The following is a 13,184-nucleotide window of genomic DNA, read 5'->3' as shown; positions in this document are numbered from 1 at the left end:
GGGCTCACCACGGAGAACGCCCATCGAGCACTCGATGGGCCCGATCGATGAGGACGGGCACCGACTCACCGATCTCCTCGAAGCCTTCGCCGACGGTCGCCTTCTGCAGGAACCGGGCGTGGATGCCCTCGAGGATGACGGCGAGCTTGTACGAGGCGAAGGCGACGTAGAAGTCCAGGTCGGCCAGATCGAAGCCGGTGAGCTCGGCATAGCGCGCGGCGAACTCGCGGCGGGTCAGGAATCCGGGAGCACTGGTGACGGTCGAGCCGACCGGGATCCGCAGCCGCTCCTCATCGCCCGCGTCGGCCCAGTAGACCAGCGTCAGCCCGAGGTCGGTGAGCGGGTCGCCGAGCGTCGACATCTCCCAGTCGACGACCGCGGCGATCTCGGTGCGCGGCGTCAGCCGGGTCAGGGCGTTGTCGAGCCGGAAGTCGCCGTGGACGAGCCCGGCCCTGCCGTCGGCCGGGAGCCGGGAGCCGAGCCGTTCGGCGAGCCGGCCGCACTCGGGGGATTCGCGGGTCTTCGACCGCTCCCACTGCTGACCCCAGCGGGTGAGCTGGCGGGCCAGGTAACCGGCCGGCCGGCCGAAGTCCGACAACCCGGCCTCCTCGACGTCGAGCAGGTGGATCGCCGCCAGCGCCTCCGCGAGCCGCTCGCTGAGCTCCCTCGCCTGCGCGGGCGACACATCGACGGCGTCCTCGACGGTACGGAGCACCCTGCCCTCGACGTACTCCATCAGATAGAAGCGCGCGCCGATCACCGTCTCGTCGGCGCAGAACGCCAGCGGCCGGGGCACCGGCACCGCGCCTCGTGCCGCCAGGGCCGACAGCACGCGGTGCTCACGCGCCATGTCGTGCGCGGTGGGCAGTACATGACCGAGCGGCGGACGGCGCAGCACGATGCTGCGCTCAGCGCCGCTGAGGTCCCCAAGGTTCCGGTCCGGGATCCGGTGGAGGCCCGCCTTTCCATCGGCCCGGCCGGTCAGCCCGGCCTCCGGCCCGCCGCTCACCCCGGCCCCGCCGCCGGTGAGGCCGATGCGGTACGTCAGGTTCGACCGGCCGCCCGCGATCAGTTCCACCGCGGTGATCCGGCCGGCGTCCGGCAACGCCTGCCCGAGCCAGCTCGCCAGCCGAGGGGCATCGATGCCGGGCGGTCCGGCGGGAAGTTCAGCGTCAACCGTCATGACGCCTTATTAGAACGCGGCTCGGCTCTTGTGGCGAACCCGCCACCGCTATCAGAAAGCGTCCGTTTATGGGCACTCCCGGCCGGATCCGGCCGGGAGTGCCAGGCCGGTTCTGCTCAAAAGAACACCCCTTGACCTGCTCGAACAGGCTGGAGAACGACAGCGCATGCGGCAACCGGATCCAAGGAAGACGGCTCCCATAGGTGGAATCTGGGTTTGGACAGGGTACGCCTCAGCGGTCGACGAAGTATCAGAGTGGTATCTAAGACGACGGCATGGTCGATAAGTGTCGAAACCCGCTGGTAGTGCCGTACTGGACAGTCCGTCCTGCTGGGCTACGAACGAGAACTAGACCAATTCGGGACATGACCTCGCCCGATTGGGGGGGACGTACCGTGGCCGAAGCGTGGCTGTCGGGAGCAAGACGGATCAACGCGAGCGCGGACGGGGGCGCGATGAAAGGGGGCGCTCCACGCGCCGTGTGGTTCACCAGCGGGACGGATCCGCGGATCGTCTCCGCGCGATCGGCGGCACAGAGCCTCGCGCGTGCGGAGCGGGCACCGCATCTGGTGTGGAACCCCTACGTGGGCGAGATCGTGCAACTGGTGCCGATGACCCGCGCGGGAGGGCTCCTCGACGAACTGGTCGGACGCGAGGGCCGCGTCTGTGTCCAGATCATGGTGGTCGGCAGCTCGAGGGATCCGTTCACCAACGGGCCACTCGAGTCGCTGGACTCCATCATGGCCTGGCTCGACGCCTGGGGGGTGGCACGCCGCTGGCCGGCCGGGCCCCCGCTGCCCTCCCCGCAGGCGTACCACTCGCCGCGCAACCGGCGGCAGTGGGCACGCGGCGGGCACTTCGGCTACTCGCAGGTGCCCGGCGCGGGCGGGCCGGACCCCGGCGGCATCGACATCCGCAAGATCACCGGACCTGAGACGCCCGTGGCCGAGATACCCCGCCCTCGCGTCCCGCCCGGTGACGGCGCCGGCGTGACGGTTCTGACGACGCGCGGGCTCACGTTGCCCGGGCCGCCCGCGGGAGCGACTCCCGAACCAGCGAGCAGCCGGTTCTGAGCGCCGGCAGGCGCGCCGCGCTGTAACCGATCACCAGGCCGGAGATGCCGACCGGCCCGGCGTAGTGGCGCGCGAGCGAGTCCAGGCGCACACCGTGGTCGGCGGCGTCCCTGACCACCTGACCGGCCAGGCGCTCCGAGAGCTCCACGACGAGGTGGAGACCCGCCGTTTCACCGCGCAGCACGAGCCCGTCCATCAGCTCGACGACCACCGCACGGCGCCGGGCGTATTCGGCCCGCATCCGCCGCACGTGCCGGTCGAGATCCCCGCGTTCCAGCAGGATGCAGACCGCCTCCTGCGGCATGACCGCCGTGCTGTCGCCCAGTCGCTCCCTGCGGACGGTGATCTCCTCGATCAGGTCGGGCCGGGCCACGAGCCAGCCGACGCCCACGTCCCGGGTGAGCGTCTTGCTCGTGGTCCCGAGATAGACCACCACCTCGGGGTCGAGGCCGTACAGCGCGGGCAGCGGCGCGACGTCGTACCGGAACTCGCTGTCGTAGTCGTCCTCCACGACCAGCGCACCGGTGCGGCGCGCCCATGCCAGCAGTGCCTGGCGGCGGGGTACGGGCAGTACGCCGCCCAGTGGGTACTGATGGGAGGGCGTCGTGTAGATCAGGCGCAGGTCGCTCGGAAGGGCGTCGACGATCAGGCCGTGCTCGTCCACGGGGCACGGCACCACGCGCGCGCCGCGCGCGGCGAGCACCGACCGGGCGTCCGAGTAACCCGGCTCCTCCACCCCCACCGGATCGCCCGGTCGCAGCACGGTCGCGGCCAGAAGATCGAGCCCGTTGGTCGCGCCACGGGTCACGAGCACCCGCTCGGCCGGGCACCCGACTCCCCGTCCGCGCCGCATGTAGCCGGCGAGCTCGGCTCGCAGCCTCGGCAGGCCGTGCGGATCAGGGCGGGGTACGGGCGGAGCGGTCGCGGCCAGCCGCCAGGCCCGCCGCCACGCCGGGGTGTCCAGGTCACCCACCCAGGGCGCGCCCGGCCGCAGATCGATCATCGCCGGGGCCGCCCGCTCCGGACCGGCCGGCGACCGCGGTACCTGGTCGGCCGGTGCACCCGGTATCCGGTCAGCCGGGACCGCGCTCGCCGGACCGGCCGGAACCGTCCGTCGCCGACCGGAGACCTCGGCCGTGGACCTGTCGGCGTGCACATCCGCGACGAAGGTGCCCGAACCGTGCCGGCCGTCGAGCCACCCCTCGGCATAGAGCTGCTCGTACGCGGCGGTCACGACCGTGCGGCTCACCCCGAGCTCGCCGGCGAGCGCCCGGCTGGACGACAGCCGCTCCCCCGCCCGCAGCCGACCGTCGCGCATGGCCGTACGGAGTTGATCGGCCAGCTGGACGCTCAGCGGCTCTGCGGCGGCACGGTCGATCACCAGCGGCAGCCCGAACTGGGCGCGGGAGATGGAGGGGGACAAGTGGCCTCCCAGTTTCGGTGTTCAGTGGCCATTTCACCAGGACCACTTGGCTCCTACCGTAGGGCCATGAGCACCGTGGACCTCTCCCCGACCGCCCGCACCCGGCTGGGACGCGCACGTGAACGCGGCCGCCTCGACCGGCCTGCACTCTACGAAGTTCTCGACGCCGGCATGATCTGCCACCTGGGCGTCGTGGCCGACGGAGCCCCGATGGTCATTCCCACCGGGTACGGCAGGCACGGCGACACCCTGTACGTCCACGGCTCGACCGGCGCGAAGAGCCTGCGGATCGCGGAGGCCGGCGAGATCTGCGTGACGGTCACGCATCTGGACGGCATCGTCCTCGCCCGTTCGATCTTCCACCACTCGGTGAACTACCGAAGCGCGATGATCTACGCGGTCCCCCGGCCGGTCGAGGATCCCGAGGAGAAGCTCACCGCGCTGAGAGCCGTCTCGGAGCGACTCGCCCCCGGGCAGTGGGACGTCGCCCGGCGGCCGACCCGGCGGGAACTCGCCGCCACCGCAGTGCTCGCCCTCTCACTGGAGGAGGCGTCGGTGAAGATTCGGCAGGGACCTCCGAACGATGACGAGGAGGACTACGCGATGGACGTCTGGGCCGGCGTACTGCCCGTACGGCAGACGTTCGGCGAGCCCGTGCCCGACGCCCGGCTCCATGAGGGGACACCGGTGCCTGATCACATCCGGCACCGAAGGTGATCACAATCTGACCTGTTGCCCCGACGTGACTTCGCACCCGTAGGGTCTGGTCCATGACCGGCCAAGTGCCCCCCGGCTGGTACCGCGACCCGTACGGCACTCCGGGCCTCCAGCGGTACTGGGACGGCAGCCAATGGACCCAGGCGACGCAGCCCACCGACGAGTGGGATGACTCCGCCTCCACACCGGCGCCTTCCAGAGACCAGCCCCCCGACAACGCCGAGCAGCAGCATCAGGGTTTCGCCCCGCAGGGGCAGCAGGCCCAGCAGCCGCACCAGCCGCAGCCCGACTGGGCGTCGGCGGGCCCCGCGCCCGGCTGGGGCGCCCCCGCACCTCAGCAGCAGTACGGCTGGCAGCCGGCACCCGGTCAACCGATGCCCGGCGGGCCGCCCCAGCGCAGCAACACCGGTCTGATCGTCGGGCTCGTCGGCGGCGGCGCCGCGCTGGTCGCGGTGCTCATCGTGGTGGCACTGATCATCGGTTCGTCCGGCGACGACCCCGAGCCCGGCCCCGACCCGCTGACCATCACCACCCCGAGCGTCACGCAGGCGCCGACCGCCCCGAGCGCGGTGCCGGGCGGCAGGTCGCCGGTGATCGGCGCGATCACCGACACTCAGGCGGGGCTGGCGTACTCCCAGCTCGGCGGCACCTGGGAGAGCGCCGTCACGGTCTCGGCGGGCAACAGCCTCGGCAAGCACGGATTCACCCGCGGGTCAATTGCCACCGTGCAGAGGAACTACAGAGGAGCCGGCTCAAGCTATGTCGCCTCGGTGTACTCGGGCCGGCTCACCTCGACGGTGAGCAGCAATGATCTCGAGACGGCCGCCAAGAGCCTGTTCACGGCCATCGAGCCGACGTCCTACCCACAGCCCAACACCCGGGTGGAACTCGAGTCGAAGGCCTATACCGTCAGCGGCAAGCGGGCGTGGTACTACAAGGTCCAGCTGAGCTTCTCGCAGGCGCGGTCGGAGGGCTGGAACTTCACCAAGGAGACGATCGTGGTCCTGACGGTGGATCGCGGCTCGGGCGGGCGACCGGCCGTTTTCTACGTCTCGATTCCGGACAGCCACGCGAACGAGGGCGATCTCCAGCTGCTGCTGAGCTCCCTCAGAGTCCTGTAGGAGCCGACGAGCGGATTTCTGGCCTTAGGGTGAAGGGCATGAACGACCTTCTGGTCTGGATCGACTGTGAGATGACGGGACTCGATCTGCGCAACGACGCCCTGATCGAGATCGCCGCGCTGGTGACTGACGGTGAGCTGAACATCCTCGACGAGGGCATCGATCTCGTGATCAAGCCCCCAGAGGAGTCCATCGCCCAGATGTCCAAGGTGGTCCGCGACATGCACACCGCGTCGGGACTGCTCAAGGCGCTGCCCGGGGGGATCACCGTCGCCGAGGCCGAGGACCTGGTGCTGCGCTACATCCGCAGCCACGTGCCCGACGCCAAGAAGGCCCCTCTCTGCGGTAACTCCATCGCCACCGACAGGTCGTTCCTCGCCCGGGACATGCCCGCCCTCGACGAGCACCTGCACTACCGCATGGTCGACGTGTCGAGCATCAAGGAACTGGCCCGCCGGTGGTATCCGCGGGTCTACTTCGCCAGCCCCGAGAAGAAGGGCGGCCACCGCGCCCTCGCCGACATCACCGAGAGCATCCGGGAACTGCGCTACTACCGCGCCGCCCTGTTCGTACCCATGCCCGGCCCCGACTCCGAGACCGCCCGCGCCGTCGCCGCCGACATCGTCGCAGCGGGTGAGCGCCGGGGTTGATCGCTGGAGAATCTTCCCTCCGGACCCGCTACACTTTGCTAGGCCGGGTTCTCACGCGGCCATGGTGGGTGTAGCTCAGTTGGCAGAGCACCAGGTTGTGGTCCTGGGTGTCGGGGGTTCAAGTCCCCTCACTCACCCCATGTAGAAACACAAGAGGGCCTGGTCATCGCCGTGATGACCAGGCCCTTGATCGTTGCAGCACCCCACCTCCCGCTCGGAATGTCCGATTTTGGGAGCGGATTTGGGAGCGTGACCGCCGGACAAAGGCGAGGTGTCAGTCCTCTCCACTACGGTCGCTTTGCATGATCATCAGTGGCAGCTCGATCGTGCTGGCCGGGCGGTTCGGCCGGCTTTCGAAGGATGAGGCCAAGCGCGGCCTGGAGGCGTTGGGCGCGAAGGTGACCACGTCGGTCTCGGCGAAGACGGACCTGGTCTTCGCCGGAGCGAAGTCGGGGGCCAAGGCGGGTCCGGCGGCGGTGCGCGGCATTCCGATCTACGACGAGGACGCGCTGGCGGCCGTGCTCGAAGGTCGGGAGCCCGGCACTCGGCCGCCGTCCCCGCCGTTCACCGGCGTCCCGGACGAGCGGATGCGACCCGACGAGGCCCTCGGCACCCTCGAGAACGCCGACTGGTCCGCGTTCTCCCCGGAGCGCGACACCGTGCCGCTGCGGGATGCCCTCCAGGCTCTGGAGCGCGCCCACGGCGTCACCGACGCGCATCGCCTCGCGACCGCCCGGCTCCGCGAGGCGGGCGCGCTGCTGCGCCACTCCGACGTGCACCACCGCGAGCTGAACGGCCACGCGCTCAGCCCGGACGGCCGCCACCTCGCGGTCGGAAGCGGGACCGGCGACGACTACGACCGGGGCGGGGTCCTGCAGGTCTTCGAGGTCGCGACCGGCCGCTGCGTCCACGCGATCGACGGCATCATGGGCGGCATCGGCTTCCCGGACTACGCACGCAGCCTCCAGTGGTCGGCGGACGGCACGCGCATCGCGCTGGAGTACAACACCAACGCGACCGGCGTGTGGGACCCGTTCGGCACCGCCCACGAGCCGATCGCCAACGCGTTCTTCCTCGCCTCCGGCAGGCCGTTGGGCATGGCCTTCGCCCCCGAGGGCAGACGCGCATTCGTCTACGGAGGCGAGTCGGACTTCCTGGGCAACGTCATCGTGGCGATGCACGAGGGCTCGGTCGCCGGGCCACCGGACTCCCACCCGGAGGGAACGGAACCGATCGAGTTCAGCGGACCGTCGCCGGACGAGTCCCGGGAAACCTGGAGCGACGAGCCGGAGCTCATCCTCGACCGGGCGTTCTGGTCGCGCGACGGCTCCCGTGTCTACGGAGAGGCGGCGGACGAGTACACGGCGGTCTCGCTCGACGTGGAGAAACGGCAGGTCTCCTGGATCCTGGGCCTCGACGAGGATCAGGATTCGGCTCCGCCAGAGTGGAGCCTCGACGAACGACTCCTTGCCTACCAGCGCGACGGAACGCTCATCATCGCCGACGCGCTGACGGGTGAGACGACGGCGGAGCTTCCGGGCTACCCGGGCGCCGACGTCCTGTGCTGGGGGCCGGGCGGTCGGCTGGCGGTGGTGGACCCGGTGGGCGGGACGGTTGGGATCCTCGACGCGACGACCGGCGAGCACCGGTACGACCTGAACGTTCAGGCGGCCATCTCCAACCCGCGCGGCTGGGACGCCCGGTCGTGGGCCTGGTCACCGAACGGCGAGCAAGCCGCCTGTGTCACCGCCGAGGGGCGGATCGAGATCTGGTCGCTCGGTGAACGCCCCGAGCGGCTGCGCGTCCTGGACGGCATCCGGCGCACCGTCGGCCAGTTGGATCACGGCTTCGGCCTGGAATGGCCCGCCGACGACGTGCTGATCGCGATCGGCTCGCACGCGGTGCGCTTCCTGCGCCCCGAGACCGGCGAGATCGTTGCCGACCACCCCTTCCACCACGCCCCGGCCGCCCGTCGCCCGCTCTTCTTCACCGGCAGTGACCTCGGCGACCAGCTCCGGCTCAACCCGACCTTCGCGCTGGACGAGGACACCTGGGCGGTGGCGTTCGAGGACGGCACGGTCATCGCGCAACCCGGCCGGGACGACGATCTCGACGGTCGGCTCTGCTGGTCCATCGCCCGCCGCTTCGCCTGGCCGTTCCGCTGGGGCGACCAGAAAATCTTCCCCGACCCCGCCCACGTGGGAGTGGGGGCGGCCGCACCGTTGACCGAGTGGCTGCTGGCGCCATTCCGGGAACGTGGCGAACCTTGATCGTCTTGCCGTGTACGGCACCTGCGGGCACGGCGCGGTCACGTCAACCGGAGCGTCACGATCGGGTCGGTCGTGGGCCGAGGGGATCCGGTCGCCGGTTCGACGGTGATCCCGATGCGGTCGACCTCGTCCAGCCCTCCCGACACCACAGGAGGGGTACGGCCTGCGGCGTCCGGCCGGAAAAGCCCGCCGGACCGCACGCCGTTCGCTCCGATCATCCACAGCGCGTACGCCCGGGACGCGGGCAGCGGGCCGAGCCCTTCGGTGGTGACCACCATCTGCCCACGTGATCGGGACATCATGACGGTCGCCGTCCCTCCGCCGGTCACCGGGTCCTGCACCTTCTGGGCGTCCGGCGCCGAGATCACCGCCGCGACGGCGCGGTTGGCCGCCTCGACCTGCCTCAGCCGCTGCTGCGTCCGGTTCGCCTCGCCGACCTGGAGGAAGGCCACCAGCAGCGAGGCGGCCACGACACCGGCCGCCAGGCCCGCGGTAAGGCGCAGCCGCCACCGCGATCGGCGGACGCGCCACCCCGGCCCGGCGCGCTCACCCCGCGCCGGCCCGTCCGCCGGCGAGGGCGCGAGCTGACGGACCTCGCCGATCCGGCCGAGCACGGCTGCCCGCAGCGCGGGAGGCGGCGGCTCGGCCGCGGCGGTGCCGAGCCGTACGGCGGCGGCCCGCAGCCCCCCGACCTCCGCGGCGCAGTCGGCGCACCTGTCCAGGTGGCCCTCGAAGAGCCGGCGTTCATCGTCGGGCAGGGCGTTCAACGCGTAGGCCCCGGCAAGTGTGTGGAGGTCGTCTCTCATCGCTCCACCCCCAGGCAGTCGCGCAGCCGGATGAGCCCATCGCGCGCCGGCCGGGACACCCGGGCCGGCTCCCGCGCCCGTACCATCGCCGCCCGTGCTCGCAGCGCCGCCGCCCGCGCCCGTTGCGCCGGTCGCGCTCAGCGCCGGGCCTCCGGGACGCACCCGCAGGTCGACGCCGCGTTGGTCGAGCGGAGCCGACAACAGGTCCGCCGGATAGCGGGTCAGCCGGTCGCTGCGGGACGCCGGGGGGACGTTCGACGCCGTCAGCGTCATCCGGTCCCCGCGTGCCGTGACCTCGTGCCAACCCACCGTCCCCGAGACGCTCTCGTCCCGGAAGACGATCGACGCCGTCGCTCCGGCCATCGCCTCGATCCGGCATTCGACATGGAGCGTCGGCAGCCCGGCCTGCCCTGGTCTCAGCCGCGCCGCGGAGGAACGAGGCGTCGCGGTGACCGGGCGGCCGTCCACGACGACCCGCATCGCGGCGGCCGCCGCCCGGCAGCGCCCGGCCGCCCAGCGGGGTACCCCGTCGGCGTCGAGGCGTGGCCGGACCTGAGCGGTCGGAATCTCGGCGAGGTCCTGCACGTGATCGATCAGGAGCCCGCCGGGCGTCACGATGAGCCCGTCATGGCTGTTCACCGAGAAGTTGCCCAGCGGATGGCGAGCCACGGCGGCACCGGCGGCTTGAACCCGCCCGGGAGCGGGGGCCGCGACGGCCGCCGGGGTCGTCGCGACCAGCAGGAAGCCCGCGCCCACGGTGACCGCGACCGCAGCCCGCATGAGCCGCCTCATCGCAGCGCCTCGCGCGCTGTGGGAGCGTGCAGGTCGGAGAAGTGCGGGTTCAGCCGCAGCGCCGCACGGAGGCTGCGACGTGCCTGCGCACCCTCACCGAGCGCCTTCTCGATCATTCCCCGGTGGTAGAGGAAGAGTGCGTTGCGGTATCCCGTACCGGTCGCCAGGCGGGCGTAGCCGAGCGCCTCACGGTCGCGCCCGTTCACGTGCAGGGCCCACGCGAGCGCGTCGGCGACGTGCACCGCGCACCGCCCGGCGGTCTCGGGCGGCCCGCAGCGCCGTCGCCACTCGGCCTGCGCGGCGCGCAGCGCCTCAGCGCGATCGCCGTGGTCGGCCGCCACCAGAGCGGTCTCCAGGTCGGCCGCCACCCCGTTGGCCTTCGCGAGGGTGCCCCACGTACCGGCGACGGCGTACTGCCGGCGCGCCTCGCCGCGCCTGCCGTGCGCCTCGTACAGCTCCCCGAGTGCGACGACGTACGACGGCAGCGGCACCCGGCCGACCAGCGCGACCCGGTCGCGGACCGCTCCGTCGACGTCGCCGCCCGCGGCCCGTGCACGTGCCCGGCCGTCCAACGCCGGCGCGTACGACGGGTCGGCGCGCAGGGCGGCGGCGTAGTGCCGGCCGGCCGCACGGTGATCACCGCGGTTCCAGGCCAGCTCGCCGAGCTGGGTGGCCACGTAGGCGATGTCCCCAGGGTCGTCGGCGGAGCGCGCGGCCCGCTCCAGGACCTGCCGGGCCGCGCCGCTCCGGCCGCGCAGTTCCAGTACGTACGCGTACCGAGTGAAGATCGGGATGCCCGGCCGCAGCGAGTCGGCGCGGCGGACGGCGTCGTGGGCATCCTGGTAACGCCCCAGCTCGACGAGGGCGTCGACCCGGACGGCATGCGCGGTCAGGCCGTACGCGTCGATGGCCAGCGCCTCGCCTGCGAGGCGCAGCGCGAAGGGGAAGTCGTGCCGCGCGGCGGCCAGCGCGGCCTTCCCGCCCAGCGCCGCCGCGTTGTCGCCCGGCCGGACGCTGAGCGAGCGGTCCAGCGCGCCCTCGGCCTTCGGGTAGTACGACGGGTCAGCCGTCACCCGCGCCTGCTCGACGTAGGCGAGACCGAGAGCCGCCCAGGCGGTCGCGTCGCGCGGCTGGGCGCTCAGGTGCCGCTGAAGCCGGGTGACGCTCTGCCGCACCGTCCCACCCGGCACCGTCCCACCCGGCACCGGTTCGAGCCCGGCCACCATGGCCGCGTCGGAATCCGGGGCGGCCGAGAAGTGCCGGTCGAACGTGACGGCGGAGGCGAGGGTGAGCCCGATGGCCAGCCCGAGCGCCAGAGCGCCGCTCAGCAGACGTCGCATGATGCACCTCACCGGATGGCCGGCCCGGCCGCGAACGGCCGGGCCGGTGTCCTCCGTCACAGGGACCCTGACCTGGTACGGCGGAACCACATCAGGAAGCCGCCGGTCAGGAACGCCGCCCCGGCCGTCAGCGCGATGATCGGGACGGTCGGCAGGCCGCCGCCGTCGGGCGACTCGGCCGCCCGGTTCCCCGCGTCGAGCTGGGTGCCGGCGCCCTTGCCGCTCGCCGCCCGGCCGCCCCGCACGGCCGATCCGGATGCCGGCAGCCCGACGTACGGGAAGCTCTGCGACAGCGCGACGTCGTTGGCGTCGACGCCGTCACCCAGATCGTTCTTCTTGCCGACGAGCTCGCCCTCGACGACCTGCAACGAGATGTCGACGACGTCATCGGTGAGCCGCCTGCCGTTCGGGTAGCCCGCGTTGTCGCCGTCCAGCACGCCCAGCCGCTTGGGACTCCTGCTCGGCGGGATCGAGGTGTTGAGCCGCATCAGCTCGGCCGGACGGACGCCCGGCGGCTGGTTGAGCTTCGGAACGCCGGTGAGGAACACCGACACCAGGTCCTTGCGCGGAGCCGCCGGTGCGGGGATCTTGTAGACCCCCTGGATCAGCCGCGGCAGCTCCGGGTCGGTGACGTACTTTCCGAACTGCGCGTCGTGCCAGGGAACGGACGCGTTGAACCTGTCCTTGTCCTTGACCGGGATGACCACCTCGTTCACCAGCGGCATGCCGAGCCGCGACACCTGGGTGTGGACGCCGGCGGCGTTGCGTCGCTGCACCGCCGAGTAGACGCCGATGATCGGCTGACCGGCCTTGATCAGCTGTTGCGTGGGAACCTGCAGCGCGATCGTGTTGACGTTATAGCCGCGCAACGTGTCGTTGCCCACCTCGGACAGGTCACCGCCATACAGCAGATCGAAGACCCTCAGGTCCAGGAAGAACGGATCGTCGGCCTGCCCCGCGTAGACCTGGAGGCCCGAGGGCAGCTTCTTGATCGCCTGGTCGCGCAGGGTCTTGTAGTCGGGGATCGAAGCCCTGCCGACGTGGGACGGCGCCACGGTGGCACCGCTGACCAGCGTCCTGACGTTCACGACGGCACCGGCCCTGCGCTGGATCAGCGTCAGATCGTAGGTCTGCCGGAAGTTGAGGTCGGGGTCGTCGAGGCTCGTCACCGGGCCGGTGTTGTAGAGGAACGTGCCGCCCTTGCGGTAGTGGTCCTTGAACGTGAAGCGGTAGGTGAACTCGGGCAGCGAGTCGCCGTCGTTGTCGACGTTGATCTCATAGCGCGCGTCCTGGGCGAACTTGTAGAAGTTCGGGCCCCCGGCCGGTTCCTGGAACGGGATGAAGTCGGCCACCAGGGTCGTGGTGTCAGGCCGGTCCGGACTGACGAACGCGTACACGTCGGTGTTGTCGTACTGAGGCTGCCCGGAGATGATCGGCGCCTCCCGGTGGCTGGACGCGGTGGCCTGCACCGGCGCCAGGCCCGCGGATCCCCCCGCGAGCAGCGCCGCCCCCGCGGCGGCCAGCACGGCGGCTCTCTTCCTTGTCGGTATGCGTCTCGGCATCGTGCTCCCCTTCCGCCCGCGCCGTCCGCGGGCTCCTGTCCCCGTCAGCTATTCGCAGCCGGGCGGTCGGCGGATTGGTCGGATTCGGGAGCGCGGGACCGGGCGCGGCGGACACGGGCCCGAGATTCAAGATCATCAAGCACATCGGCACAGGTCAGGCACCATGGAGCCGAGCGGGATCAAACGATTCGCACCCGTCGCGGATGGCTGATAAAGTTCCATCGGTCGCGAGCGAGGGAGACCTCCG

At 71.5% G+C, this 13,184-nt stretch carries 10 protein-coding genes and 1 tRNA gene; 6 read left to right on the top strand and 5 right to left on the bottom strand.

Annotated elements, in window-relative coordinates; all coding sequences use genetic code 11:
- Window positions 1–4: 4 nt before the first annotated feature.
- The gene (locus HKK74_RS25515) at window positions 5–1,183 is read right to left on the bottom strand and encodes a phosphotransferase family protein (RefSeq protein WP_187245871.1); all 1,179 of its coding nucleotides are present in this window, start codon (window positions 1,181–1,183) and stop codon (window positions 5–7) included.
- 395 nt (window positions 1,184–1,578) lie between these two features.
- Between HKK74_RS25515 and HKK74_RS25510 the strand changes: the two genes are divergently transcribed.
- Window positions 1,579–2,256 (top strand): hypothetical protein, encoded by a 678-nt coding sequence (locus HKK74_RS25510; protein WP_187245870.1) that lies wholly within the window; start codon window positions 1,579–1,581, stop codon window positions 2,254–2,256.
- Here the strand turns inward: HKK74_RS25510 and pdxR are convergent.
- Window positions 2,198–3,679: a MocR-like pyridoxine biosynthesis transcription factor PdxR gene (gene pdxR / locus HKK74_RS25505; protein ID WP_246491969.1), complete on the bottom strand. Its 1,482-nt coding sequence runs from the start codon at window positions 3,677–3,679 to the stop codon at window positions 2,198–2,200. The genes HKK74_RS25510 and pdxR overlap by 59 nt on opposite strands.
- 66 nt (window positions 3,680–3,745) lie before the next feature.
- On the opposite strand from pdxR, the gene HKK74_RS25500 reads away from it, so the two are divergent.
- From HKK74_RS25500 to HKK74_RS25480, 5 genes are all read left to right on the top strand, one after another.
- The gene (locus HKK74_RS25500; RefSeq protein ID WP_187245869.1) at window positions 3,746–4,396 is read left to right on the top strand and encodes a pyridoxamine 5'-phosphate oxidase family protein; all 651 of its coding nucleotides are present in this window, start codon (window positions 3,746–3,748) and stop codon (window positions 4,394–4,396) included.
- 53 nt (window positions 4,397–4,449) lie between these two features.
- On the top strand, window positions 4,450–5,517 hold the full coding sequence (locus HKK74_RS25495) for a DUF2510 domain-containing protein (protein WP_187245868.1): 1,068 nt from the start codon (window positions 4,450–4,452) through the stop codon (window positions 5,515–5,517).
- A 38-nt stretch (window positions 5,518–5,555) separates the two neighbouring features.
- Window positions 5,556–6,167 carry an oligoribonuclease gene (gene orn, locus HKK74_RS25490; RefSeq protein ID WP_187245867.1) on the top strand — a complete coding sequence of 204 codons (612 nt, stop codon included), beginning with the start codon at window positions 5,556–5,558 and terminating at the stop codon, window positions 6,165–6,167.
- A gap of 64 nt (window positions 6,168–6,231) precedes the next feature.
- A tRNA-His gene (locus HKK74_RS25485) sits at window positions 6,232–6,307 on the top strand.
- Between the two features lie 162 nt (window positions 6,308–6,469).
- Complete coding sequence (locus HKK74_RS25480; RefSeq protein WP_187245866.1) at window positions 6,470–8,437, top strand: BRCT domain-containing protein; 1,968 nt, start codon at window positions 6,470–6,472, stop codon at window positions 8,435–8,437.
- A gap of 38 nt (window positions 8,438–8,475) precedes the next feature.
- Here HKK74_RS25480 and HKK74_RS25475 read toward each other — a convergent pair whose 3' ends face one another.
- The 3 genes from HKK74_RS25475 to HKK74_RS25465 are packed head-to-tail and all read right to left on the bottom strand — an operon-like array spanning window position 8,476 to window position 12,937.
- Window positions 8,476–10,023: an anti-sigma factor gene (locus HKK74_RS25475; RefSeq protein WP_187245865.1), complete on the bottom strand. Its 1,548-nt coding sequence runs from the start codon at window positions 10,021–10,023 to the stop codon at window positions 8,476–8,478.
- 8 nt (window positions 10,024–10,031) lie between these two features.
- Complete coding sequence (locus tag HKK74_RS25470; protein WP_222722722.1) at window positions 10,032–11,375, bottom strand: tetratricopeptide repeat protein; 1,344 nt, start codon at window positions 11,373–11,375, stop codon at window positions 10,032–10,034.
- 56 nt (window positions 11,376–11,431) lie between these two features.
- Window positions 11,432–12,937 carry a DUF4331 domain-containing protein gene (locus HKK74_RS25465; protein WP_187245864.1) on the bottom strand — a complete coding sequence of 502 codons (1,506 nt, stop codon included), beginning with the start codon at window positions 12,935–12,937 and terminating at the stop codon, window positions 11,432–11,434.
- Window positions 12,938–13,184: the final 247 nt, after the last annotated feature.

This window comes from Actinomadura alba, assembly GCF_014323705.1.
Taxonomy (GTDB): Bacteria; Actinomycetota; Actinomycetes; order Streptosporangiales; family Streptosporangiaceae; genus Actinomadura_C; species Actinomadura_C alba.
This window is presented reverse-complemented; position numbering and strand designations above follow the sequence as displayed.